Source organism: Desulfovibrio sp. JC022 (genome assembly GCF_010470665.1).
Taxonomy (GTDB): domain Bacteria; phylum Desulfobacterota; class Desulfovibrionia; order Desulfovibrionales; family Desulfovibrionaceae; genus Maridesulfovibrio.
The window spans coordinates 55,927-80,360 of record NZ_VOPZ01000002.1 but is presented as its reverse complement, the minus strand read 5'-3'; the positions used below and the strand labels follow the sequence as shown (position 1 = coordinate 80,360).

Annotated in this window: 23 protein-coding genes and 1 riboswitch; of the genes, 15 read left to right on the top strand and 8 right to left on the bottom strand. The window is 47.6% G+C overall.

Annotation, left to right across the window (positions count from 1 at the left end):
- Positions 1 to 109: 109 nt before the first annotated feature.
- A complete protein-coding gene (locus FMS18_RS03335) occupies positions 110 to 532 on the bottom strand; it encodes a universal stress protein (RefSeq protein ID WP_163292335.1) in 423 nt (140 codons plus the stop codon).
- Between the two features lie 832 nt (positions 533 to 1,364).
- Here FMS18_RS03335 and FMS18_RS03330 point away from each other — a divergent pair.
- From FMS18_RS03330 to FMS18_RS03320, 3 genes are all read left to right on the top strand, one after another.
- Positions 1,365 to 1,937, top strand: coding sequence for a TetR/AcrR family transcriptional regulator (locus FMS18_RS03330; RefSeq protein WP_163292334.1), 573 nt, complete (start codon positions 1,365 to 1,367; stop codon positions 1,935 to 1,937).
- Between the two features lie 177 nt (positions 1,938 to 2,114).
- Positions 2,115 to 4,205, top strand: a complete 2,091-nt coding sequence (locus tag FMS18_RS03325) for a transporter substrate-binding domain-containing protein (RefSeq protein ID WP_239060933.1) — start codon at positions 2,115 to 2,117, stop codon at positions 4,203 to 4,205.
- 18 nt (positions 4,206 to 4,223) lie between these two features.
- Positions 4,224 to 5,129, top strand: coding sequence for a TIGR01777 family oxidoreductase (locus FMS18_RS03320; RefSeq protein WP_163292333.1), 906 nt, complete (start codon positions 4,224 to 4,226; stop codon positions 5,127 to 5,129).
- A 51-nt stretch (positions 5,130 to 5,180) separates the two neighbouring features.
- Here FMS18_RS03320 and rsgA read toward each other — a convergent pair whose 3' ends face one another.
- The gene (gene rsgA / locus FMS18_RS03315; RefSeq protein WP_163292332.1) at positions 5,181 to 6,221 is read right to left on the bottom strand and encodes a ribosome small subunit-dependent GTPase A; all 1,041 of its coding nucleotides are present in this window, start codon (positions 6,219 to 6,221) and stop codon (positions 5,181 to 5,183) included.
- Positions 6,222 to 6,447: 226 nt separating this feature from the next.
- On the opposite strand from rsgA, the gene FMS18_RS03310 reads away from it, so the two are divergent.
- The 5 genes from FMS18_RS03310 (at position 6,448) to FMS18_RS03290 (ending at position 11,008) form a co-directional block, all read left to right on the top strand.
- Positions 6,448 to 7,413, top strand: coding sequence for a serine/threonine protein kinase (locus tag FMS18_RS03310; RefSeq protein WP_163292331.1), 966 nt, complete (start codon positions 6,448 to 6,450; stop codon positions 7,411 to 7,413).
- A gap of 40 nt (positions 7,414 to 7,453) precedes the next feature.
- A complete protein-coding gene (locus FMS18_RS03305) occupies positions 7,454 to 7,942 on the top strand; it encodes a universal stress protein (protein WP_163292330.1) in 489 nt (162 codons plus the stop codon).
- Positions 7,943 to 7,976: 34 nt separating this feature from the next.
- Positions 7,977 to 8,960: an ABC transporter substrate-binding protein gene (locus FMS18_RS03300; protein ID WP_163292329.1), complete on the top strand. Its 984-nt coding sequence runs from the start codon at positions 7,977 to 7,979 to the stop codon at positions 8,958 to 8,960.
- A gap of 106 nt (positions 8,961 to 9,066) precedes the next feature.
- Positions 9,067 to 9,510 (top strand): arsenate reductase ArsC, encoded by a 444-nt coding sequence (locus FMS18_RS03295; protein WP_163292328.1) that lies wholly within the window; start codon positions 9,067 to 9,069, stop codon positions 9,508 to 9,510.
- A gap of 286 nt (positions 9,511 to 9,796) precedes the next feature.
- On the top strand, positions 9,797 to 11,008 hold the full coding sequence (locus FMS18_RS03290; protein ID WP_163292327.1) for an L-serine ammonia-lyase: 1,212 nt from the start codon (positions 9,797 to 9,799) through the stop codon (positions 11,006 to 11,008).
- A 69-nt stretch (positions 11,009 to 11,077) separates the two neighbouring features.
- Here FMS18_RS03290 and FMS18_RS03285 read toward each other — a convergent pair whose 3' ends face one another.
- Both FMS18_RS03285 and FMS18_RS03280 read right to left on the bottom strand, forming a co-directional pair.
- Entirely contained in the window at positions 11,078 to 12,034 is a 957-nt protein-coding gene (locus FMS18_RS03285) for an ABC transporter ATP-binding protein (RefSeq protein ID WP_163292326.1), read from the bottom strand.
- Between the two features lie 68 nt (positions 12,035 to 12,102).
- Positions 12,103 to 13,065 (bottom strand): ABC transporter ATP-binding protein, encoded by a 963-nt coding sequence (locus tag FMS18_RS03280; protein ID WP_163292325.1) that lies wholly within the window; start codon positions 13,063 to 13,065, stop codon positions 12,103 to 12,105.
- Between the two features lie 99 nt (positions 13,066 to 13,164).
- Here FMS18_RS03280 and trmFO point away from each other — a divergent pair, with 99 nt between their 5' ends.
- The 7 genes from trmFO (at position 13,165) to cobI (ending at position 20,532) form a co-directional block, all read left to right on the top strand.
- On the top strand, positions 13,165 to 14,484 hold the full coding sequence (trmFO, locus tag FMS18_RS03275; protein WP_163292324.1) for a methylenetetrahydrofolate--tRNA-(uracil(54)-C(5))-methyltransferase (FADH(2)-oxidizing) TrmFO: 1,320 nt from the start codon (positions 13,165 to 13,167) through the stop codon (positions 14,482 to 14,484).
- A 2-nt stretch (positions 14,485 to 14,486) separates the two neighbouring features.
- Positions 14,487 to 15,818: an MATE family efflux transporter gene (locus tag FMS18_RS03270; protein WP_163292323.1), complete on the top strand. Its 1,332-nt coding sequence runs from the start codon at positions 14,487 to 14,489 to the stop codon at positions 15,816 to 15,818.
- Positions 15,819 to 15,891: 73 nt separating this feature from the next.
- Positions 15,892 to 16,095: riboswitch (cobalamin riboswitch) on the top strand.
- Between the two features lie 102 nt (positions 16,096 to 16,197).
- Positions 16,198 to 17,100 (top strand): sirohydrochlorin cobaltochelatase, encoded by a 903-nt coding sequence (locus FMS18_RS03265; protein ID WP_163292322.1) that lies wholly within the window; start codon positions 16,198 to 16,200, stop codon positions 17,098 to 17,100.
- Positions 17,101 to 17,118: 18 nt separating this feature from the next.
- Entirely contained in the window at positions 17,119 to 18,183 is a 1,065-nt protein-coding gene (locus FMS18_RS03260; RefSeq protein ID WP_163292693.1) for an iron ABC transporter permease, read from the top strand.
- Entirely contained in the window at positions 18,180 to 18,956 is a 777-nt protein-coding gene (locus tag FMS18_RS03255) for an ABC transporter ATP-binding protein (RefSeq protein ID WP_163292321.1), read from the top strand. The genes FMS18_RS03260 and FMS18_RS03255 overlap by 4 nt, the downstream gene beginning before the upstream one ends.
- Positions 18,874 to 19,824 (top strand): ABC transporter substrate-binding protein, encoded by a 951-nt coding sequence (locus FMS18_RS03250; RefSeq protein WP_239060932.1) that lies wholly within the window; start codon positions 18,874 to 18,876, stop codon positions 19,822 to 19,824. The genes FMS18_RS03255 and FMS18_RS03250 overlap by 83 nt, the downstream gene beginning before the upstream one ends.
- Entirely contained in the window at positions 19,825 to 20,532 is a 708-nt protein-coding gene (gene cobI, locus FMS18_RS03245) for a precorrin-2 C(20)-methyltransferase (protein WP_163292320.1), read from the top strand.
- Between the two features lie 61 nt (positions 20,533 to 20,593).
- On the opposite strand, the gene FMS18_RS03240 is transcribed toward cobI, so the two are convergent.
- The 4 genes from FMS18_RS03240 to FMS18_RS03225 form a co-directional block, all read right to left on the bottom strand.
- The gene (locus tag FMS18_RS03240; RefSeq protein WP_163292319.1) at positions 20,594 to 21,544 is read right to left on the bottom strand and encodes an aminotransferase class IV; all 951 of its coding nucleotides are present in this window, start codon (positions 21,542 to 21,544) and stop codon (positions 20,594 to 20,596) included.
- A 192-nt stretch (positions 21,545 to 21,736) separates the two neighbouring features.
- Positions 21,737 to 22,765 carry an aspartate-semialdehyde dehydrogenase gene (locus FMS18_RS03235; protein ID WP_163292318.1) on the bottom strand — a complete coding sequence of 343 codons (1,029 nt, stop codon included), beginning with the start codon at positions 22,763 to 22,765 and terminating at the stop codon, positions 21,737 to 21,739.
- A gap of 156 nt (positions 22,766 to 22,921) precedes the next feature.
- Positions 22,922 to 23,794, bottom strand: a complete 873-nt coding sequence (locus FMS18_RS03230) for a methylenetetrahydrofolate reductase (protein ID WP_163292317.1) — start codon at positions 23,792 to 23,794, stop codon at positions 22,922 to 22,924.
- Positions 23,795 to 23,913: 119 nt separating this feature from the next.
- On the bottom strand, positions 23,914 to 24,327 hold the full coding sequence (locus tag FMS18_RS03225; protein WP_163292316.1) for a (deoxy)nucleoside triphosphate pyrophosphohydrolase: 414 nt from the start codon (positions 24,325 to 24,327) through the stop codon (positions 23,914 to 23,916).
- Between the last annotated feature and the right edge of the window lie 107 nt (positions 24,328 to 24,434).

Sequence of the window (24,434 nt, the reverse complement as noted above, 5' to 3'; positions counted from 1 at the left end):
ATATTAATTAAAATTCCACTAATAATTTTTGAAATACTTAATTGAAAACAAGTTTAATTACAATCTCATTTTAATTATAGATTGTAATCTCGCTAAATCTTCATGGCGGCTATTTGATGACCAGCACCGGGCATTCGGCAATATGCAGTACTTTATGGGTTACGCTGCCGACAACAAGGCCTTCAAGATCGGACTTGCCTTTGGAGCCCATTATGATCAGGTCGCAGCCTTCAGTTTCGGCAACAGTCTTCACTGACTTTGCCGTGGAACCGCCGATTATTTTTTCTTCGTAATCAACGCTTTTGTCTTTCAGCATGGCGGTCTTGCTTTCAAGAATCGCGTATGATTCGCGGGTTGCATCATCTATTGCTTTCTGGAAGTTGGGTTCTCCCAGACCTGTGGGTACAGGGCGGTGGCAGTGGAGAATGATGAGTTTGCCGCCGGACATTTCCGCAAGGGATGCCCCATAGCTGACCGCACTTTCGGAGTGTTTGGAGTCGTCAACCGGAATCAGGATTTTGTTAAATATCATGTCTGCTCTCCTTATGGGTATGTTTGAGAGATATTACTTTAAGAGGCGGTTTGCTGCAACAGCGTATATCCGGTCTGTTGCCTAAACTGTCGATTTTAGTATTATTGAATGCTTGATCAGTTGGATTTAGAGGCGGATATGTGTCTGCTCAGGAGAGCGTGTGGAATTGATTTATGATTTATGTTTGTCTTTTTGTACTATAAAAACAAGATGTTGGGATAAAAAGTGATTCGCTGATCAAAAAGTGTGAGAAAAGTGTTGACAGGAGTTAAGACTGAACGTAGATACTGTTTCCAGTTGATGTCGCTCTGAAAAAGAGTTCAGGGTAGATGTCTGCAAGGGGCTTATGTAGCCTTCAGGTTTAGTATGTTTCCTGCTTCCGGCGACTGTAGGGGTTTTCGGAAGAAAGTTTGAAAACTTTGCCTGATAACGTTGGATGACGATTCAACCGCAGCAGCAATTTGCAAGAGTTACTTTGACACAACACGGGGAGAAGCCCGCATCTCTCCCCGAGTCTGATGGACATCGGCATTGATCAAGATGAAAGCAAATGATGTGCGGACATGTTCCGGATATCAGGTTTTTATAGATCAGCTTAGTAAAACACCTTCCGTTTCCATTCCTTAAAGCATAGGCCCCTCCCCCACCGGAGGGGCTTTTGTTCTTTACGGCAAAGGTAAGTGAGTCTTTTTTTGGAGAATAGGGATTCAATGTTTGCAGTATATGCTGTTAGAGGTGTGATCACTTTCAGAGTTGACCTTTGCTTGATTTTACGTGTAAAGATTTTTCTGTGTCGATAAATTTCAACAAATTGAAATAACGAGACTTTATAATGACCAAAAAGGATACTGTACTAAAAGCGGCTAAAGAGCTCTTCGGTGAGTTAGGATATAGCGGCACTACATTTAAAAAAATTGCCGACCGTGCCGGTGTTGCAGTGGGATTGCTTTCCCATCACTATGGGAATAAGGAAAAGCTCTTTCGCGCGGCCGGTTTTGACGTTGCTGAACGTCTGACTCAGGCTTTGCAGGATGAGGTTGTCCAGGCTGAGAACGGTTATGATGCCGTATATAGGTTTGCCCGCCGTTATCTTGAGTTCTCCGTTGACCCTGAAGAGGATTTTCTGGTGCTGATCAGGTGTTCTCCTTACAGTGATCTGAAAACCGGGGAAGACAGGGACGCAATGGTCCATAAGTTTGTTCAGATACCTGTCTTGCTTGAAAACTGTGTCGCCCGCGGTGTCCGCGACGGTTCTATTCCCCAGTTGCCTGTCTCAGAGACTGCTTCAGTTGTGCTCTGTAACCTTGTCGGTGCGGTAAGGACTAATCTTCTTACTCCTTACAGTCCTCCCAGTCTTTATAAAGAAATTTTGAATTTTATAAGCAGGGCCCTTAAGCCTGCATAAATTTTACTTCTATTTATTTTTTTACCCCGGACGGCTTTGGCTGTCCGGGGTTTTGTTTTATTGAGTTTAGTAACGGTAAGTCTGGACAATTGCAGGCATGAATGGTCTATTATAAAAGAAAAGAATGATAGATAATGATTTCATAGAAAAGAGCGCATCTAGTCTGGGAGAGTTACTTTGATTGCAGGAAAGGGTGCTGGGGTGAGAACTTTTTTCTTGTCGCTGTTGTATCTGGCAGTGTTCCTTTTGTTTGGACAGGTTGCCAATGCTGAAAGTATTCTTGCGGAAGGAGACAACAACTATCCTCCGTATGAATACTTGGAAGATGGTGTGCCCACGGGGTTTAATGTAGATATAATCCGGGCGGTCGGGGAAGTTCTCGGACTGGATATCGGTATAAACCTCCGTCCTTGGAGTGAGGTTGTTGAGAACCTTGAAAAAGGGGCCAGCGACGTTGTTATCGGAATGTATTTTACCCCGGCCAGAACTGAATTCTTCGATTTTTCAATTCCTCATAACATTATTTCTCATACCATCTTTGTGCGCTCAGGCTCTTATATTAAAAGACTTGAAGATTTGCATGATAAGGAAATTCTGGTCCAGCGCAGCGACATAATGCACGAGTATGCTTTGGAGCATTACCCGAACGCGACAATTGTTCCTGTTGCGGATCAGGGGCTTGCTTTGAAGCTCTTGTCGTCCGGCAAGCACGATGCGGCATTGCTGGGGAAGATGCAGAATCTTTTTCGTGCTGATGAGCAAAATATTGATAATCTGGATACTGCAGGGGCTGATTTTGCGTTCGGCAAATATTGTTTTGCTGTGCGCAAGGGCGATGCTGAATTGCTGGGCCGATTGAATGAAGGGCTGAACCTTATTAAAAGGTCCGGGAAATATGATGAAATTTATGAAAAATGGTTCGGAGTTTACGAGCGCGAAAGTCTTTATGATAAGATTATCCATTATGGTTTTTTGGTCCTGACTCCTCTCTTGATCTTTCTTGTGCTGTCTATGCTTTGGGTCGGTCTGTTGCGCCATAAGGTCAGGAAGAAGACTGAATTGTTGCGCACGGAACTTCAGGAAAGACTTCGGATTGAGAAGAATTTACAGGAAGTTCAACTTTACCTGTCAAGTATAATTAATTCAATGCCTTCTGTTATTGTCGGGGTGGATAAGGAGTGTCGGATCAACCAGTGGAATCTTGAGGCGGAAAAAGTTTACGGTCTTCAAAGGGATGATGTTCTTGAAAAGGCGTTGGTTGAGATTGTACCCAGCTTGTCAGGTGAATTGGAGCGGGTCCGTATTGCTTTAAAGACAGGTGTGAAGGTGGTCGATCTACAGGTCCGCAGGTATGTGGGCAAACGTGTTCGTTATGAGAATGTGACTATTTATCCTTTGAATGAACCCGGCGTAGAGGGAGCGGTTATAAGGATTGATGATATTACCGACCGCATGAATTTTGAGCAGATGGTGATGCAAAATGAGAAAATGCTCTCTGTTGGCGGACTTGCAGCCGGAATGGCTCATGAAATTAATAATCCGCTGGCGATCATTTTAGGTAATGTCCAAAATATTACCCGGCAGACTTCCAAGGGGCTGAAAAAGAACGACCTAGTTGCGCAGGAGTGCGGAACGACCATAGAAACGATCCATAATTATATGGAAAAGCGGGGTGTTTCGCATAAAGTTGAAAGTATATTTGAAGCCGGAGTCCGTTCAGCCAAAATAGTATCCAATATGCTGAGCTTCAGCCGTAAGAGCGATAAGGTCAAGGGATGTCATAGCTTACCGGCACTTCTGGATATAACGGTTGACTTGGTTTCAAGCAGTTACAGCCTGAAAGAAAAATATGATTTCAAACAGATAGAAATAGTCCGTGAATTTGAGAATGATATTCCCGATGTGTGGTGTGAGAGTAATGAAATTCAACAGGTCTTTTTGAATCTGATCAGAAACGGGGCTGAAGCCATACAAGGCAAGGAGTATGAAGGTGAGGGGCCGCGTATGATTTTAAGGGTCAGACGATCCGGAGATTTGGTCAGGGTGGAAATTGAAGACAACGGTCCCGGTATGGATGATAGTGTAAGTAATAGAATTTTTGAACCCTTTTACACTACAAAGGAAGTAGGCAAAGGGACCGGGCTGGGACTTTCTGTTTCGTATTTTATTGTCGCTGAGCATCATGGCGGAACTATGAAAGTAGATTCCATGCCCGGAGAATGGACCCGTTTCATAATTCAATTACCCATAGAAGAAATAAAATGTTGATCTTGGCAAGGAGGAACCATGCGAGTCGTGATTACCGGCGGAACCGGATTTATCGGGAAGAGCTTGAGTCGTGGATTGGTTTCAAAAGGATATCAGGTCATATGTCTGACCCGGTCCAGCCGTCCTTCTGAAATTTCCGGGGTCCGTAATGTTGTCTGGGATGGTAAAAGTTCTTCCGGTTGGCTGGAGTATGCGGACGGAGCGGACGCCATCGTCAATCTTGCCGGGGATAATATTGCCTCCGGGCGTTGGACTGCGGCAAAAAAGCAGTCCATCCTTGCCAGCAGGGTGGATGCAGGCAGGGCGGTCAGTGAGGCTGTGACCAAGGCGAAAGTCAAACCGCAGGTGGTTATTCAAGGTTCAGCTATCGGCTATTACGGTTCCTGCGGTCCTGAGCCGGTCAATGAAAATTCACCCAAGGGTGATCTGTTTCTTTCCGATGTTGTTGAAAAATGGGAAGCCAGTACCGTCTCGGTTGAAGAGCACGGTGTGCGCCGGGTAATAGCTCGTACTGCAATGGTTCTGGGTAATGGCGGTGCGCTGGCAAAAATGATCGGCCCTTTCAAGTCAGGACTGGGCAGCTATCTTGGACATGGTCATCAGGGCGTTTCATGGGTCCATATTGCGGATGAGGTCCGGGCCATAATTTTTTTGATTGAGAAGGAGAAGTGCCATGGCGTTTATAATTTAAGCTCCATTCATCCTCTGACTTTTAATCATTTTGCGGATTCCCTCGGCAGCGTGCTAGGTAAAAAAGTCCGGCTGCGTGTCCCTGCCTTTGTGCTTAAATTGGTCATGGGCCAAATGGCGGAAGAAATATTGCTCAGCGGGCAGTTTGTGTTGCCGGAGAGACTTATTTCTGCCGGCTTCAAATTTAATTTTACTGATGCCGGGGATGCTTTGTGCGCTATTGTTGAGAAGTAATTGTTTGTTTTTCGAATAAAAGAGGCAATCTGTCAGACTGCCTCTTTTTTATTATTGCTTCCATTTGCGCGAGTATCTTTTTTTCTTTTTTCCGGCCATTCGTTTAGCCCGTTCAGCTATTTCTTCGGTGTTCTTTTCAGCTTCTTCTTTCAGTTTCAGGTAATTTTCAAGTCTGCGTCGGGTAATATCCTTATTTTCAAGGGCTTCACGGACTCCGCAGCCCGGTTCCCGGTCGTGGCTGCAATCTGAAAAACGGCACATCTCTTCTGCTTCCACTATTTCGCTGAAAGCCCGGTTGATTCCGGCATGGCAGTCATGAAGCTGCAATTCGCGAATGCCCGGAACATCAATGAGCAATGCCCCGGTAGGCATTACATGCAGGGAGCGCGTGGTTGTGGTGTGGCGGCCTTTATCGTCAACTGAGCGAATGGCTCCGGTCTTTTCTTTTTCAGTGCCGTTGATGGTGTTTAGCAGGGTAGTCTTACCGACCCCGGACGAACCGAGCAGGGCTACTGTTTCGCCGGGCTTGAACCATTTTTGCAGGGATTCGACGCTCTGCGGGTCTTTACCGTTGATGGTCACTATAGGCATGTCGTCAAAAAGATGCTCAGCCTCTTTGCGATATTTCTGGGCTTCCTCAGTGAGGTCTTCCTTGGTCAGCACCAGCACGAAATTCACCCCGGCCTCTAGAGCAAGGCTGATGTAACGCTCAATGCGGTTCAGGTTGAATTCGCTGTTGCAGGAGGAAACAATGAAAAGTGTATCTATATTGGCGGCTATGGGTTGCAGCTTAACTTCCTGACCGGGAGCCATGCGTTGGAGCAGACTGGTTCGTTCAAGAACCTTCATCGGCACCATGGTCTCACTATCCATGAGCAGCCAGTCACCTACGGTGGGTTGTTCATTTAAGCTGCCTATGCCTTTCCCGGCAATTTTCAGCAGAAGTTCGGACTGACCGGTGGAAACAACCAGATGGCCCTTGTGAGTCATGGTAACCCGTGCGGGGACCATTTCTTCGTTGTCCTTGTCGAGCTGGTCTTTAAAACAGTCCTTCCAGCCAAGTTCATCCAATGAATAATGTTTTTGGTTCAAGAAATCCTCTGTTGAGAATGCGTTGGTTAAAGTGTTAGTTTCAATCCTTGAATTTAAGATACAATCGGCGAACAGGCAAGGGGTTGCAGGTAATATATTCCCGACAGGTTTTGATAATCGCAACCATGCGTTTTTCTGTTTTTCTTTTACTCTTGATGGTGGTGTGCTATACATTAAGTAAGGACAGAAGTGGATTTGCTGAACAGCTTGAATCGCGGGAGTGGATATGAGCAAGGAAGTCCGGGACCTGATAAAGACGCATCTGCCTGATTATAGCGGTTCCCGTTTCGGGGATTTGTATACCGACACCACTGAATTCATGAATATTGATTTCAGTGATGTTATTAAGCTTGGGGATGAACATTTTTTCGTTTCCAAGAATGAAATGGAGCGCAGATTCGGCCTTGATGATCCGAAGTATTGGGTTAAAAGGTGCAAGCGGCTGGAGAACAGCCGGCATCATATTCTGAAGCTCGTTTTTTATGAAAAATTTCCTATGAATATCGGTCCGTTCAAGATCGAATGTTTCAGGAGTCCGCGTAAAGAGGCCCGTATACTTGATCTGGTTCGGGGCGATATGCGTTTCATGCAGGGCTATTCTGTCAACGATTCCGCCGGGAACAATGTGCGGGTGCTTGATATTATTCGCGGCAAGCGCCTTGATGTCTGGGTCCATAATATCGATGTTGATCATCGCACTTATTTTCATGAACATTTTCCCGATATTCTTGAGAAGTATATCGGAGCTTGTGAGGCGATCAAGTTTCTGCACGATAATGATGAAAAGCATGGTGATATCCGCAGGGATCATCTCTGGGTTGAGTATGAAACCGGAAATTACAGGTGGATTGACTTTGATTATGCTTTTGAACTTTATGAAAATCCCTTTGGTCTTGATGTTTTCGGATTAGGGAGTATCCTGATTTATCTTGCCGGGAAAGCCAATTTTACTCCTCAGACCATGAATGATTATGGAATTGATCCATCCATGCTTTCGGGAATAAATCCGGGAGATTATTCGGTAGTAATTGGTAACCGGGTTGTAAATCTGCGTAAGATTTATGATTATATCCCGTCTTCTTTGAATAATATACTCATGCACTTTTCATCCTCCAGCTCTGTCTTTTATGAGAGTGTGGATGAATTGATGCTGGATATGAATAACAGCTTGAAGGAAATACGTGGCTTGTAATCAATTTCGTGCTGCTTAAAACAGCAGGAGGGAGATCGAGATGAAATCCATGAAAATGCTGGTTGCCTTTGACGGTTCTGAAAATTCATTCAAGGCTGTGGAATACGTGGGTAATATTGCCCGAAATTGTTCCGGTGCCGAGATTGTTCTTCTTTATGTGGAACGATTGCCTGATAAAGATATCTTCCCTGACGATGAGGCATGGGAAAAGCAGTGCGGCGAAAATGAGCAGGCAATAAGAGCAAAGCTTGTTGAAGCTGAGAAAAATCTGATAGCAGTGGGAGTAAATCCTGAAGAGATTCAAACTGAGTATTTTGCCAGCTGTAAGTCTCCGTTTCATGAAACGGATATCTGCTCCACAGGACGCAGCATCGGTATGGATATTCTGCGTATTCGGGAAGAGGGCGGTTACGGTACTATCATTATCGGCAGACGCGGGGTTAGTAAGGCTGAAGAATTTCTGTTCGGTTCTGTTTCCACCAAGATTGTTCAATCTGCTGTGGGATGTACCGTCTGGGTGGTTAACTGATTTTAACTATGGGTTGGGTTTTGTAGGGATATTTATGCTGAAGAAGATTTGTGTGCTTGTAATTTTCATATTGCTTTCTTGCGTTGCTACAGCTCAGGCAAAACCCAAAGTGCTCTTTATTGAGAGTTATCATGCTGGGTATGCCTGGGATAAGGAAATAACAAAAGGGCTTAAGTCTGTTTTTCAGGATAAGGTTGAGTTGTTTAATTTTCAAATGGACACTAAACGCTTAAAGGCTGAGTACTATACTGAGCAGGCCGACAAGGCCTGGCAGTATTATTTGAAGGTGAAGCCGGATGTTGTAGTTGTGTCGGATGATAATGCGCTGATGTTGTTGTCCGGGCGGTTTTTAAAGACTGAAACCCCAGTTGTTTATGTTGGAATCAATAATAACCCCCGTAATTATGCCCCATTGGGCAAGAATCTTACTGGCGTTCTTGAGCGTCCTCTTTATAAAAGGACAGTAAAATATTTGAAGGAATTGCTTTCTTTGCAAAATGGGAAGGTATTAATACTGCTTGATAAGAGTACTACTACTCAGGCTTTTAAGGCTTCTGTGTTTCGTGATAGAGAGAGTATCGTCATAAGTGGTGTTGAAACAGACATTAAGTTGTTGTCGGTGTTTGATACATGGAAGAGTGTGGTAAAGAGGGCTTCAGAAGATGGTTACAAAGCAATAGTTATTGGTCTGTATCACCGTGTTTTTGATAAAGGCCTCCATGTTGATAGTGAAGAAGTTCTTGGGTGGACTTCGAAGAAGTCCCCTGTTCCTGTTTTCGCTTTTTGGGAAATGAGTGTGGGGAAGGGGAAGGCTGTTGGTGGAATGGTTTTAAGCGGGGAAGAGCAGGGATTTGCTGCTGCGAAAATGGTAATGAGCATTCTTGATGGGATTCCTGTCAACTCTATTAAGCCTATTATGCCCGCTCAAGGGGAATTTGTTTTCAGTCAGTCGGAGCTTGATAGGTGGAAGATCAGGCTTCCTCAATATATTAAAAAACAGGCTCGTATGGTCGAGTAGCTTTTTTTTGTTCCAATTGTGTTACGGTTTGTTTGAATGCTTGACTCAAACAAAATGGTCTTTTATTTAGTTTTCCTCTTTGGCAAAGTATCCAAACAGGTGAAAAATGACAAATAAGCTGAATATTTTGTTTTTGTGTACAGGCAATTCATGTCGTAGTCAGATGGCAGAGGGGTGGACCAGACATTTGAAAAGTGATCTTATTAATGTTTATTCCGCAGGTATTGAAACACATGGACTTAATCCGTCCGCAGTAAAGGTCATGGCTGAAGACGGGGTTGATATTTCAGGTCATAAATCTACACATATTGATGAGCTCAGGGATGTTCCCATCGATATAGTTGTTACAGTTTGTGATCATGCCCATGAGACCTGCCCGTTTTTTCCGGGTGGCAGCAAAGTTGTCCACGTGGGCTTTGATGACCCGCCGAAAATGGCCAAGGAAATTGCAGAGCAGGGCGGCTCTAATGAAGAGCAGATGGACTGTTTTCGCAGGGTTCGTGATGAGATCAGGAGGTTTGTGGAAAACCTGCCTGAAGGGTTGGTCTAATAAAATACTACTTCCAAATGCATCTTTAAAAGCCTTCTGCTTCACAGCCGGAGGCTTTTTCTTTTGTCTCTGTCCATGTTACTTAATGTTTTTTGATTGAAAATGATTACGGAAAATATATGAATTATATTCATTTAGTTTTATTTTGGTTCACACTGATCACGTAATCAGTATTTTTTGGTTGTATATTTTGATTAATTCGTAATATAAGCGTTTCTGATTAAGACAAAACACAATGCGTGTTTCTGGGGATGATTAATAAATTTTTTACAAGGCGGCAGGAGATATGGAGTCTTTAAGAGAGTTGTACCGTATTGGAGTGGGGCCTTCTTCCAGTCATACAATGGGACCGCGTATGGCTGCGGAAAGGTTTTTGGAAAAGCATTCTGATGCACCCCGGTTCAGGGTAACACTTTTTGAGAGTCTTGCCGCCACAGGCAAGGGGCACCTTACCGATTGGGCTATACTCAGTGTTCTGGGTGATGATAAAACAGAGTTGATCTGGAAAGCCGAAGAGAAAATGCCTGAGCATCCCAATGGAATGCAGTTTGAATCTTTGGATGATTCCGGTGCTGTTGTGGATGTCTGGAAAGTTTACAGTGTCGGCGGTGGTGCCATTCGTGAAGAGGGTGCTGCTGCATCAAATGCTGACCCTGTTTACGGATTAAGTTCCATTGCTGATATCATGGCCCATTGTGAAGACAAGGGAATTACTTACTGGGAATACGTTGAACAGTGTGAAGGTCCTGAAATCTGGGATTTTCTGCGAGGTATCTGGGAAGTAATGGAAGCTTCTCTTGAACGTGGTCTGGAGGCGGAAGGGGTTCTTCCCGGTTCCATCGGTCTGCGCAGGCAGGCTAAGTCATATTATCGTCGTACCAAGCATGCCGGTCCTGATATGCAGCTTACCGGAATGACCACTGCTTACGCCCTTGCAGTTTCTGAAGAAAATGCCGGTGGCGGGGAAATCGTAACAGCTCCTACCTGCGGATCATGCGGCATAGTTCCGGCTACTTTACGTTATCTCAAAGATACTCAGGAACACATCAAGGAAAATGATATTCTCCGCGCACTTGCTACAGCTGGGCTTTTCGGAGATGTAATTAAGACAAATGCTTCTATTTCAGGTGCTGAGGTCGGGTGTCAGGGTGAAGTCGGTTCGGCTTGCGCTATGGCATCGGCTGCCGCCACCCAGCTTATGGGCGGCACTTTGCGCCAGATTGAATACGCAGCGGAAATGGGGCTTGAGCATCACTTGGGTCTGACCTGTGATCCCGTGGACGGACTGGTGCAGATTCCCTGCATTGAGCGCAATGCCTGCGCTTCTACCCGTGCACTCGCCCGAGCTCAGATGTCCATCCTTTCCGACGGCTCGCACCGCATCCCCTTTGATGAGGTTGTGGAAGTTATGAAGAAAACCGGGCATGACCTGCCCAGTCTTTACCGTGAAACAGCCGAAGGCGGGCTGGCAAAAGCTTATAATGAGCGCGGGAAATAAGTAGCAAATATTATTTTGAATATTTGAAAGGCCGGGGCTGATGCTCCGGCCTTTTTTATGGAATAAAATTTAATACAAATGACATGAAACCTTATGCCCGTTTGTCGTCTCTTTAAGCTCCGGCTGGTCCTGTGAGCAGACATCCATGGCTTTGGGGCAGCGGGGATGGAAAGGGCAGCCTGTTGGTGGCGAGATGGGGCTGGGCATGTCATCGGAAATTATTACATCTTCTTTTTGAAGTTCCGGGTCCGGTACTGGAACAGCGTCGAGCAGGATTTGGGTATAGGGGTGCTGCGGATTGTGGTAAAGTTCTTCCGCAGTAGTAATTTCCATGATTTGGCCTAGATACATGACCGCCACCCGGTCACTGATATGGCTGACTACTGAAAGATCATGGGAAATAAAAACATAGCTCAGACCGAATTCCTGCTGGATGGATTTAAGCAGGTTGAGGACCTGTGCTTGAACGGAAACATCCAGTGCGGAAACGGGTTCATCGCAGATGATCAAATCCGGGTTCATGGCGATAGCTCTAGCTATTGCAACACGCTGACGCTGACCTCCGGAAAATTCGTGGGGGTAGCGTTTGTGGTGTTCCGGTCTCAATCCTACCTGAACAAGCAGCCTTTCCACTCGCTGCTGAATTTCATCTTTGCTGCCTGACTTGTGAATACGCATGGATTCAGAAATAATTCTACCGATTCGCTGCCGTGGGTTAAGCGATGAATACGGGTCCTGAAAGACCATCTGGAGCATGGTGCTGCGCTCTGTTGCGGTCCATTCGTCAAGCTTGCGTCCGTTAAAATTTATGCTGCCCTGATCCGGTTTTTCCAGTCCGGTAAGTAATCGGGCAAGAGTGGATTTACCGCAGCCGGATTCGCCCACAAGACCGAGAGTTTCGCCTTTTTTCACTTCAAGGGTAACGCCGTTTACCGCTTTAACTGTTGCCTTGGATAGCGACAGCAGTCCGTTGCTGACGGGGTAGTGTCGTTTGACGTTTTTTATTTCCAGTATATTTTCATTCATTCTCAACTCATTTATGGCAGTGTTGCGTTCGTTAAATTCAATAATATTAAATTTAATTTTCTATCACATTAAGTATGCAGCCAGCAGCGTACCTGCCTGCCGTTCTTATCTAATAGTTGAGGTTCCTGCTCGCGGCAAAGGGCAAAGGCCCTTTCACAGCGCGGATGGAAGCGGCAGCCTTTGGGCAGATCAAGCAGGGCCGGGACATTTCCGGGAATGGGGGTGAGTTCGGTGCGGCAACCCAGCCTCGGTACTGAATTGAGTAATCCCTGAGTGTACGGATGCAGCGGTTCCTTGAAAATTTCAGAGATGGATGCGGATTCCACAATCTGTCCTGCATACATGACAGCAACTCTTGTGGCGACCCTTGCCACCACTCCCAGATCATGAGTAATGAGCATGAGCGAACCGTTCATTGTGTGTTTCAGATCATCCAGCAGACGCAGGATCTGTGCTTGGATGGTTACGTCCAGTGCGGTGGTCGGTTCGTCAGCAATGAGAACTTCCGGGGAACAGACCAGAGCCATGGCGATCATGACCCGTTGACGCATGCCGCCGCTCAGTTCGTGGGGAAAATTGTCGAGTCGCTTGTGCGGATTGGGAATGCCTACTTGTTTGAGGGCGTCTACTGCGGCTTCGGCGGCCTGCTGTTTATCCATGCCCTTGTGCAAACGTAAGGTTTCGCCGATCTGGTCTCCGATTTTGAAAACCGGATTAAGTGAGGTCATAGGTTCTTGAAAGACCATGGAGAGGTGGTTACCGCGAATTTTTTGCATTTCCTGTTCGGATAGTTGCACAAGGTCCTGATCGCGATAAAGAACCTGTCCGTCAGTGATTCGCCCCGGCGGATCGGGGATAAGTCCCATAATTGAGAGGGAGAGCACGGTCTTGCCGCAGCCGGATTCCCCGACAATGGCTAAAGTTTCTCCTTGCCCTAAGTCCAGACTGGCATTATCCACAGCCTTGATGATTCCGCCTGGAGTGGCGAAAGATGTGGTCAGATTCTTGATTTTTAAGATAGGTGCGGTCATAAATGGTGAGTTATGTATAATTTTGCAGGATCGCGAAACACATCTATTATTTATTAGTTTAGATACTTAAAAAATTCAATCGACTTTGGAGTAATATACGTGGATAAAATCGCAGTAATCGGTGGCGGGCTGGCTGGGTGTGAATGTGCAATGCAGCTGGCCAAGGCTGAAGTTTCGGTAGTTCTTTATGAAATGAAGCCCGATAAATATTCCGAGGCCCATCATTTGCCCGGTCTGGCTGAGCTGGTCTGTTCCAACTCCTTGCGTTCCGGTGAGTTGAATACCGCCATCGGGGTGCTTAAAAAGGAGATGGAAGCCCTTGATTCCGTGCTCATGAAAGCCGCCATGCAGGCCCGTGTGCCCGCTGGTTCCGCGCTGGCCGTTGACCGTGAAGTTTTCTCCAGACTGGTTACCGAGGAAATTGAACAGAATGAATTCATTACTGTAGTCCGTAAGGAAATCAGTTCCCTTGATGATCCCGAACTTGCAGATTTTTCAAAGGTCGTTGTTTGCGCCGGACCGCTGGCTTCCGAAGGGCTGACCGAAAGTCTTATCGCCAAGATCGGCGAACAGCGTTTATATTTTTATGATGCCATCGCGCCCATTGTCAGCCGCGATTCTGTGAATATGGATGTGGCTTTTTACGGCTCCCGCTACAAGCCTGAAGATGACGACTACCTGAACTGTCCTATGAACGAGGAACAGTACGCCGAATTTATCAAGGAGCTTAAGGAAGGGGAACGCGTTGTGCCCCGCGAGTTCGAAAAAGAAATTCATTTCGAAGGCTGTCTGCCCATTGAGGAAATGGCAGACCGTGGCGAGAAAACTCTGTCATTCGGACCGCTCAAGCCTGTAGGTCTCATTGATCCGCGCACAGAAGAACAGGCACACGCCGTGGTTCAGTTGCGTGCTGAAAACAAAGACAAAACCGCCTTTAACCTCGTAGGTTTCCAGACCAAGCTTAAGTACCCTGAGCAAAAACGTATTTTTCGCATGATTCCCGGCCTTGAAGATGTGGAATTTCTGCGCATGGGGTCTATCCATCGCAACACCTATGTAAACGCTCCTGAAGTGTTGGACGAAAAACTGGCCCTCAAGGCTGATTCGCGTATTCATCTTGCCGGACAGATTACCGGTGTGGAAGGCTATCTTGAATCCGCAGCCTGCGGTCTCTGGGTAGGACGCATGCTTGCAGAGCAGGCCAAAGGCAATGAACTTCCCGCACCGCCGCCGGAAACCTCCATGGGCGCATTGCTCGGGCATTTGCGCGAAAAGAAAAAGAATTTCCAACCCTCCAACGTCCAGTTCGGACTCATGCCTGCATTGAATAAGCGCGCACCTAAACGGGTTCGTAAAGAACTCTACGGCAAACGTGCTATGGAATTATTTGAAGCTTGGTTTGAAGAGAATATTAAATAGTAATGACTCAAAAACATCCCTTTGAAATTAAACCGAACCGGACATTGCTTACTTTGGCAATTCCGGTTCTTTTTTCTATGGTCGCCGAGCCTTTGACCGGGCTGGTGGATACTGCATTTGTTGCCAAACTCGGCCCGGAAGCGCTGGCCTCGCTTGGTATCGGGACCATTGTATTCTCGTCTGTCTTTTGGATTTTTGGATTTCTGGGCATCGGCACCCAGACTGAAGTTTCGCATGCCTTGGGTAAGGACGATCTTGAACGGGCTTCGTCCCTTGGCTGGATGGCTGCGGGCATTTCCGCTGTGCTGGGATTGGCTTTGATTGTTTTTGTCTATCCATTTCTAAGCAGTATTGCGGTGATGATGGGCGGAGAAGGTGCTGTTCGCAATCTGGCAGTAGATTACATGAGCTACCGTTTGCTGGGTGGACCGGCTGTATTGATTGTTCTTGCCTGCTTTGGGTCTTTGCGCGGTTATCAGGATATGCGCTCCCCGCTGTGGATTGCGGTGGGCATGAATGTGATCAACGTCGTGCTGGACTGGTGCCTTGTTTTCGGTAAGGGACCGTTTCCCGTTATGGGGGTGGGCGGTGCTGCTCTGGCAAGTTCCATTAGTCAATGGATTGGTGCGGTTTGGGCGGTGCTGGTTGTTCGTAAACATTATGGATTTAATACCGGATTCAGCTTTGCTGACGCACGCAGGCTTTTTGTTATCGGCGGTGATATGTTTGTGCGTACCGGGTGCGTCTGTATGTTTTTGCTGCTCTGTACCCGTTTTGCTACTAAAGCCGGGGCGGAATCCGGTGCGGCGCATCAGGCTATCCGCCAGTTTTTTGTTTTTCTGGCTCTTTTTCTAGATGCTTTTGCTATCAGCGGACAGTCGCTGGTGGGCTATTTTGTGGGCCGTGCCGATCGTGTGACCGCGCGTAAAGTCGCGGCACTGGTCTGTAAATGGAGCTTCGCCACCGGGGTTGTGCTGACCATCGGTATGTATCTGGGACAGCAGCCTGTGGTCTGGTTGCTGGTACCGGAAGAATCCGCCATGGTTTTCGGACCTGCATGGCTGGCAGTCACTTTCTTGCAGCCCATCAACGCGCTCTCCTTCGCTACCGACGGAATCCATCTTGGAACCGGTGATTACCGCTATCTGCGGAATGCCATGCTCATTGCGGTTCTTACAAGTGTCGGACTCCTTTATGTGGTAGATTGGTTTCATCCGCAGCATATGTTGTTCTGGATCTGGGTTGTTGCCGGGATTTGGACCAGCCTGCGTGCATTGTTGGGTATGATCCGTATTTGGCCCGGAATCGGGGACGGGCCGTTGGCCGCGCGTTAACAGGGCTAAAATTATCAGACAGCTAAGATAGTGTATATCAGCCGTCTGCATTGACAATGCGAGTGAACAATCATATCTAGCTTTTGCCTGAGGTGCTCTCACGAGCTTAATAGGGAACCCCGTTAAAGTCGGGGACGGACCCGCCGCCGTGAGTCCTGCAAGGTTTCATCCCGTGTGACCGGAATAATTCCGGTTCCGTGTGCCACTGAATTAATTTTCGGGAAGGCCGGGTGGAATAGGACGAGTCGGAAGACCTGCCCGGGTGCAAATCACGATCATTCTGACGGTTAACGGGGCTTTTACCTGTCAGAAATTGCTGCGCATGCACTCGCGTGTGTGGTTTACCTTTTTTTAAGCCCCCCAATTTGAGGAGACTGTTATGCAGTGCCGTTTTGGGGACAAATTCAAGTTCATCCCCGCATTTATTCTGGTTTGTTTTCTGCTGATCCCTTCATTTGCCATGGCCGGACATGGTGAAGGAAAGTCTGTAAAAAAAGGTATTATGCTGTCCGCTTTCGGTTCCAGCATGGTTGAAACCAAACCTGCGTTTGATGCAATCGACAAGGCCGTGAAAAAGGCTTTTCCCGGTGTACCTGTTCGTTGGTCCTATTCTTCCGCTATCATCAGAAATATTCTGGCAAAAGAAGGCCGTGCTGTGGATTCCCCGGTTATGGCTATGACCAAGATGATGGATGAAGGTTTCACCCATGTTGCAGTGCAGTCCCTGCACACCATCCCCGGTGAGGAATTTGAGGGCATCAGTGACACCGTAAAAAGGTTTGAAGGTATGCCCAAAGGCATGAGCAAAGTTACCGTAGGCAAGCCGCTTCTTTATTCCGACAAAGATATGCAGCGCACTGTGAAGGCCATTATCGCCAACATACCCAAGGACCGTAAGGCCAAGGATGCTGTTGTACTTATGGGTCACGGAACCCACCACGCCGCTAATATCTACTATCCCGCTTCTCAGGATTACTTTTCCAAGGTTGATTCCAATATTTTCGTTGGTACAGTTGAAGGCGCACCTTCCCTTGATGACGTTAAAGTTCTGCTCAAAAAGAGCAAAGCCAAGAAAGTCTACCTCATGCCTTACATGTCTGTTGCAGGTGACCATGCCCGTAACGATATGGCAGGAGATGAGGCTGATTCATGGAAATCCGAGCTGTCCAAGCTGGGTTACAAGTGTGTTCCCGTGCTTAAGGGAACCGCTGAATTTCCGCAGGTTTTGGACATCTGGGTTGATCACCTCAAGGTTGCTTTCAAGCACCTTGGCGACCATTAATTAAACCGGGCGGTGATGATGGAATTTTCAGGTAACAGAAGGGCGCAGGCAGTCATTGTACTGTCATTGCTCGTGCCGATTTCCATTTTCGCCGCCTGTCTTTTCGGGGCTTATCCTACTGAATCTGCTCAGGTCTTGGCGGCCTTTAAGACTGCTTTGGGTTTGGGTGCAGATAAAGTTGATTCAGCACTTTCTTTTATCATTATCGATCTGCGACTCAGCCGGGTTTGTCTATCATTTTTGGTGGGAATGTCGCTTGCTGTTGCCGGGACTGTTTATCAGGGCATCCTGCGCAACCCTTTGGCTGATCCGTTTACTCTTGGAGTTAGCAGCGGGGCGGCTTTCGGGGCCAGTCTGGCGATTTTTTCCGGCTCGACTATGCTCGGCGCGGAGCTTTGGTCCAGATTCGGGAACCTGTTTCTGCCGCTGGCTGCCCTTGCCGGGGCAATGGCTGCGCTTGGCGCAGTGCTCATGCTGGGCAGGATCGGCGGAAGATTACGTCGGGAAACCATGGTCCTTGCCGGGATTGTGGTGGCTACATTTCTTTCCGCGCTCATTTCCCTGCTCAAGTCCCTTGATGAGGAGTCCGTAACTTCCATAGTTTTTTGGATTATGGGCAGCTTTCAGGGGCGGGGCTGGTCACATTTGCAGCTTTTTATGCCGTACTTTATCGCCGGAATGATTCCGCTGATATACTACTCACGCGAACTGGATATTCTTTCTCTCGGTGAAACACAGGCCCGTCATTTGGGCATGGATGTTTCTCGTGTTCGTATGGCACTGCTTATCGGTTCCGGGCTGTTGACCGGGGCGGCGGTGGCTGTTTCCGGGATTATAGGATTTGTGGGATTGATTGTTCCACATCTGGTGCGCATGTTTCAGGGTGCAGAACACAGGCCGCTTTTGCTTTCATCTTCCCTGCTGGGAGGATTGCTGTTGGTCTGGTCTGATGTCATTGCCCGGTCATTGCTTTCCGGTGGTGAGGAGCTTCCGGTGGGCGTGGTCACTGCGTTACTTGGCGGTCCGTTTTTCTGCATTGTGTTACGCTCCGGTTTTAATGGAAGTAGCGGGGCCGGCTCATGATTAAAATTACGGACTTGAAAGCCGGATACGCAGGGCGTGAAGTCCTGCATGGGCTGAATCTCGAGTTCCCCGCAGGGTCCATGACCGCCATACTCGGTCCCAACGGTAGCGGTAAGACAACTCTTGTCTCATCAATTTCCGGTGTCCTCCCCCCTTTGGGAGGGTGTATTGAGATTGACGGTAGCACGGTTGATTCATACCGTCCTCGCGAACTTGCCGGGATTATGGCTGTGCTTCCGCAACGGGTGGACCCCGCTTTCGGGCTGACTGTGAAATCCATGGTCATGATGGGCCGTTACGCGCATGGGTCCGGCTTTTTCGGTTATGACGGAGAGGATGAACGGATTTGTACCGAGGCCATCGAAAGAGTCGGTATAAGCCACCTGACAGAGCGTTCGGTTGCCGAGCTTTCCGGTGGTGAGTTTCAGAGAGTGCTTATGGCTCGCACTGTGGCCCAGCAAGCCCGGTTGATGGTGCTTGATGAAGCTTCTTCCGGTGTTGATGTTGCCGGGAAGATAGAGCTTTTTGATCTCCTGAAAAACATGAACCGCCATGGGGCGACCATTGTCTGCGTGATCCATGATCTCAATTTGGCGGCCCTTTATTTTGATCGGCTGGTCTTTCTTTCTCAGGGAAGAGTCATGCTGGATGGTTCACCTGCTGATGTAATTACAGAGGAAAATATTTCAAATGTTTATGAAACATCTGTTGCGATTGTGGAGCATCCGAGCCTCCATGTTCCGCAGGTTCTTTTTTCTCCTGCTGCTGATTAGTTTCGCAGGTGTTTTTGCGTCTGGTTTCGTATCTGGGGCGCAGGCCGCGGTTTCCATTACCGATGACTTCGGCAATGAAATAACTTTGCAGGCTCCGGCTAAGCGCATCGTAGCCTTGTACGGATCTTTTAATGAAATTTTGTACGCCATGGATCTCGGAGATCGGCTGGTGGCCCGCACCGCTGCGGATCATTATCCTGAGCAGATAATCAAGCTTCCGTCTATCGGTACTCATATGCGGCCCAATCCGGAACTGATAGTGGCTCTTAAGCCTGATCTTGTTTTGCAGATGGCCGGAAGGTCACAAGCGGCAACAGCTCTTGAACCGCTCAAAACGCGGGGAATTCCGTGTGCCATGTTTCAGGTAGCCTCGTTTGAGGAGATGTTTTCCGTTATTAACAGGCTGGGCGTACTTACCGGGAAGCCGGGGGCAGCGGATAAATTGATCGAGTCAATGGATACGCGGCTTAGTGCGGTGTTGCAGAAATATGTGACATCATCAGTGCTGCCATCCGTGTTTTTTGAAATACGTTATCCCAACCTGCTGGCAGCAGGGCAGGGTTCCATTGTGAATGATATTATCCGTCGGGCCGGGGGATTTAATTGCGTTGGTAACCATAAAAAGATTGTGCGCATGGGCGAAGAAGAGTTGATGCGGCTCAATCCCCAGAATTATGTATACCAAAGCGGACGTATGAATCCGTCTCCGGTCAAGCCCGATGAGCGAAACCATTTCAAGTTGATTGAAGCGGTGCGTGACAAAAGAATTTTAAAGGTGGATGAGTCGGTTTTTTCCCGACCCGGTCCGAGAAATGTGGAAGCTGTTGAGATTCTCGCGGACTTCCTGCTTAATAACAAAGAGAAGTAAATGAGTAATTCCGGAAAAATATATGGAATCGGGGTCGGTCCCGGTGATTCTGATCTGCTGACCGTTAGGGCTGTTCGTGTACTTGAAAAAGTGGACGTGGTTTTTGCCGCTTCTTCCACAAAGAACGAGTATTCCCATTCCCTTGAAATAGCATCCGAATTCGTGCGTGATGATTGCGAAGTAGTCAAGCTTGGCTATCCCATGACCCGCGATAAAGACATTTTAAACGATGCTTGGGAAGAGAACTGTCGCATTGCTTGCCAGCAGTTGGAAGGTGGCAAAACAGCAGCATTTCTGACTCTTGGCGATCCGCTGATTTATTCCACTTTCGGCTACATGATGCAGACCATGAAGCGTCTTTGTCCTGATGTTGAATTTGAGGTTGTGCCCGGCATTACCTCCTATCAGGCCGCAGCTGCAAGATCACAGCAGGTGCTGGTGGAGTCCGGGCAGAATTTGTTGCTCACTTCCGGCGTTGCTGATCCTGAGAAATTTGCAGAGTCTTTGGGAAACGTAGATAACGCAGTGATTTTGAAGGCCTACCGTAATTTTCCTGAATTGCGTGATACTGTAAATGAAATGAATAAGATGGATGTTAAATTCTACACCCGTCTGGGTCTGGATGGCGAGGCTATTTATCTGGACATCAACGAGGTGCCGGAAAAAACGAACTATCTTTCACTTATGCTTTTGACTGCCAAGAAGTAGTTGTTAAATTTGTAAGAAATTTTAAGGGCCGTGAATCCTGCGAGATTCACGGCCCTTAATTTTAGCTTTTAATAATCGGTGTTCCCGTTTCTTCAAGATCCTTTTGCAGCAGCTCGCGCATGCGTTTGCAGATGGGACCGGGGCGGACATCGTGAATGGGCTTTTTGTTGAAGCGCACAACGCCTACAGCATCAATGGATGTGCCGCAGATGATAACTTCTTTTGCCAGCAGGATGTCTTCTTCGGAGATGGCCCGGAAATCCACTTCAATCTCATCTTCGATTAACTGTAGGGCGCGGGCAATGGTTGTTCCGGCCAGCGAGTTGGTGAATTTTGGAGTGTAGAGCTTACCATCAGGGCTTACAATGCAGACATTTTCCGTTGCTCCTTCAGCAAGGAAACTTAGGCTGTCAAAGCAGAAGGGTACATCAAATCCTTCCTCTTTCGCATTGATCTTCATCATTACGTTAGGCAGGTAGTCAATTGATTTGATTGTTGCCAGATAAGGCTGTTTTGCCGGAACTTTGCTCCTGAAAGCGGTTACGCCTTTTTCATACCATGATTCCGGTTTGGGCTCGTGTCTGTAGACTACGACATACAGGGAAGGGACCGGGCATTCATAGGGGCTGATGCCGAAGCCGCCGGCACCACGGCCGAGCATTACGCGGACCATGCCGGAATCTACACCGGACGCTCCGGCTACTTCCAGTATAATGTTGCCAAGTTCATTCCATGAACAGGGCGGTTCCAGGCTGATTGTGCGGGCAGAACGCTTCATGCGGCGCAGGTGTGGTTGAAGCTGATAAAGTTTGCCGTCCACAAATTTCATGCTTTCAAAAACACCATCACCGCGATGGACCAGATGGTCATCCCAAGGCATGAGCATGAGTTTGGGATCGGTGCAGACCAACCCGATTCGGTGTTCGTAAAATGCGCAAATCTTTTCAGTTCCCGCGCGCATGGCGGAAAGCATAGCATCAATATATTCGTTACTGTCTACTTTTTTAATCAATTCCGGACTCCATAAATTTATTTTAACCCCATCAGGGATCATAACCGCCATAAGCTTCGGGAATTCCTCTTCCGTAAAGCCGGATTACACTAGCTCCAAAGGGCAGACTTTCGCAAGTGGGAATAGAGAATAAAAAAAGCGGTGAAGTTGAAACCAACTCCACCGCTTTTTTTGATCTAAGTAATTACTTTGCTATTTCACACGAACCAGATCGCGTGCAATCAGAGTCTCGGCGATCTGTACGGTGTTCAGCGCGGCACCTTTGCGGATGTTGTCGGAAACAATCCACATGTTCAGGCCGTTTTCAATGGTTTCGTCTTCGCGGATACGACCGACGAAAACATCATCTTCCCCGGCGCAATCGATTGCCATGGGGTAGAGGTTCTTTTCGGGGTAATCCACTACAGTCACGCCGGGGAAATTGGAAAGCATGACGCGGCATTCTTCAACAGTAACCTTTTCCTCAGTCTCGATGTTAACGGACTCAGAGTGGCTGTAGAAAACAGGTACGCGCACGGTGGTGGCGGTGAGCTTGATGGAATCGTCGCCCATGATTTTCTTGGTCTCGTTGACCATTTTCATTTCTTCTTTGGTGTAGCCGTTATCCATGAAAACATCGATGTGCGGCAGGCAGTTGAATGCGATCTGGTGCGGGTAGGCACTGGGGATCACGTCTTTGCCGTTGAAAAGTCTGCTGACCTGAGTCTCAAGCTCGGTGATGGCTTTCTGGCCGGTACCGGAAACAGCCTGATAGGTGGAGACGATGATACGTTTGATTTTGGCTTCATCGTGGATGGGCTTCAGCGCAACTACCATCTGGATAGTGGAACAGTTGGGGTTGGCGATGATGCCGGGGTGCCAGTCAAGATCTTCGGGGTTAACTTCGGGCACAACGAGGGGCACTTTGGGGTCCATTCTCCATGCACTGGAGTTGTCCACAACTACGCAGCCTGCTTTGGCAGCAAGGGGAGCGAATTTTTCGGAGGTTCCGCCGCCTGCGGAAAAAAGAGCAATGTCGAATCCTTCAAAGGAATCTTCTTTCAGCTCGATAACGGTCAGCTCTTCGCCTTTATATGGAACCTTGGTTCCGGCGGAGCGGGCAGAAGAAAAAGGAACAATTTCGGATGCGGGAAAGTCGCGCTGCTCAAGCACTTTGAGCATTTCACGGCCAACCGCGCCTGTGGCCCCTACAACAGCAACTCTGGGATTTTTGGTACTCATAGCTAAACCTCCGTATTCTTGACCCGGACCATCGGCAGTCCGGTTTGTTGGTTGATATGATACGCTTCGCGTTTTGATAGGTGATTTCGCCTCCGGCGGCCAAAGGAGCAAGCCCCTTTGGAATCCCTATTAATTTAAGTATGGTAGAACGTAAATTTAGAATTTAAGAGCCTGACCGATTTCGAGGCAGGCTTTGGCTCTGTTAAGTGTGTAAAGATGCACTCCGGGGGCACCGCCGTCCAGCAGTTCCTGTGCCTGCCTGGTAGCGAATTCAATGCCCAGTTTGTAAACTGCTTCATCGCCGCCTTCCGCGTGGGCTTTTTCCAGTGCACTCAGGAATTTGCCGGGAATGGCTGCGCCGCACAGGGAAAGAATGAATTTTGCGGATTTGAGGCTCATGATGGGCAGCACTCCGGGCAGCACAGGCACATCAATACCCATTCCTTTAAGTCTGTCGCAGAAATCAAAGTAGACCCGGTTATCGAAAAAGAGTTGAGTGATGATGAACTCTCCGCCCTCGTCGATTTTGTATTTCATCCATTTGAAATCTTCTTTAATAGAAGGTGATTCAAGGTGCGCTTCAGGGTAACCTGCCACTGCGATACCTACGCCGGGATGTTTGTCCTTAACGTAGGTGACAAGATCGGAGCCGTGTTTGAAGGGCTGGGTGTTGAAATCGAAATTTTCATCCCCGACAGGGGCATCGCCGCGCAGAGCAAGGATATTTTCAACGTTTGCTTCCTGAAGGGCGGATACAAATTTACTGATGTTTTCCGGGCTGGCACCGACGCTGGTCAGGTGTGCGAGAGGTTCAACCCCTGCATCCTGCTTCATTCTTTTAACAATTTCAAGTGAATTGTCCTGAGTTCCGCCGCCTGCGCCGTAAGTAACGGAAGCAAAAAGTGGATTCAGTACTTTGAGTTTTTCTACAACTTCAAAGAATTTAGGCCAAGATTCGCGATCTTTAGGGGGGAAGAATTCAAGTGATATGAACTGTCCATTTTTATTAATCAAATCGATAATTTTCATGGGGCTCCCATGCCTCCGGCGGCCCTGCCGGGGGCCTTAAACCCTTTTGGAAAAAGGGTTTAAGAATCCCAAAACTTTTTGATAGGGCTTTGCCGCTGTTGCGAGGCAGATTGTGCGGTTTATTTATGAAGAACGTTTTCACGCTCTTTCAGCATTTCTAAGATTTCGTAATTTACTGGAAGGAATTTTACATCGCGCATGTCGGTTAAATCAAACCAATCAAAACGTTGATTTTCAAGTGATGACACTTTACCGGAGAATTCCCAGATGTCGAAGAAATTTAAGTGTACTGTGTATTCGGGGTACTCTACAGTTTTTTCCATCCAAAAGTCAAAATTTGTGGGAGTTATGCCCAGTTCTTCCTGTAGTTCACGCACCAGCGCATCACCCAGTGATTCGTTTATTTCAACTTTGCCGCCGGGAAATTCCCACCAGCCTGCGTAATCTTTGCCTTTCGGGCGTTCAGCGGAAAGAAACAAGCCCTCTTTCCAGATAACACCAGCAACTACTTCAATTGGTTTTGTCTTGCTCATGATTAACAACAGATTTAAGAATTTTTAGAGCGAAGCTTAATAAAAGGTTTTGAAGGGATGGGGTCTGGGGAAGGGAAACTTTTGCAAAAGTTTCCCTTCCCCAGCCG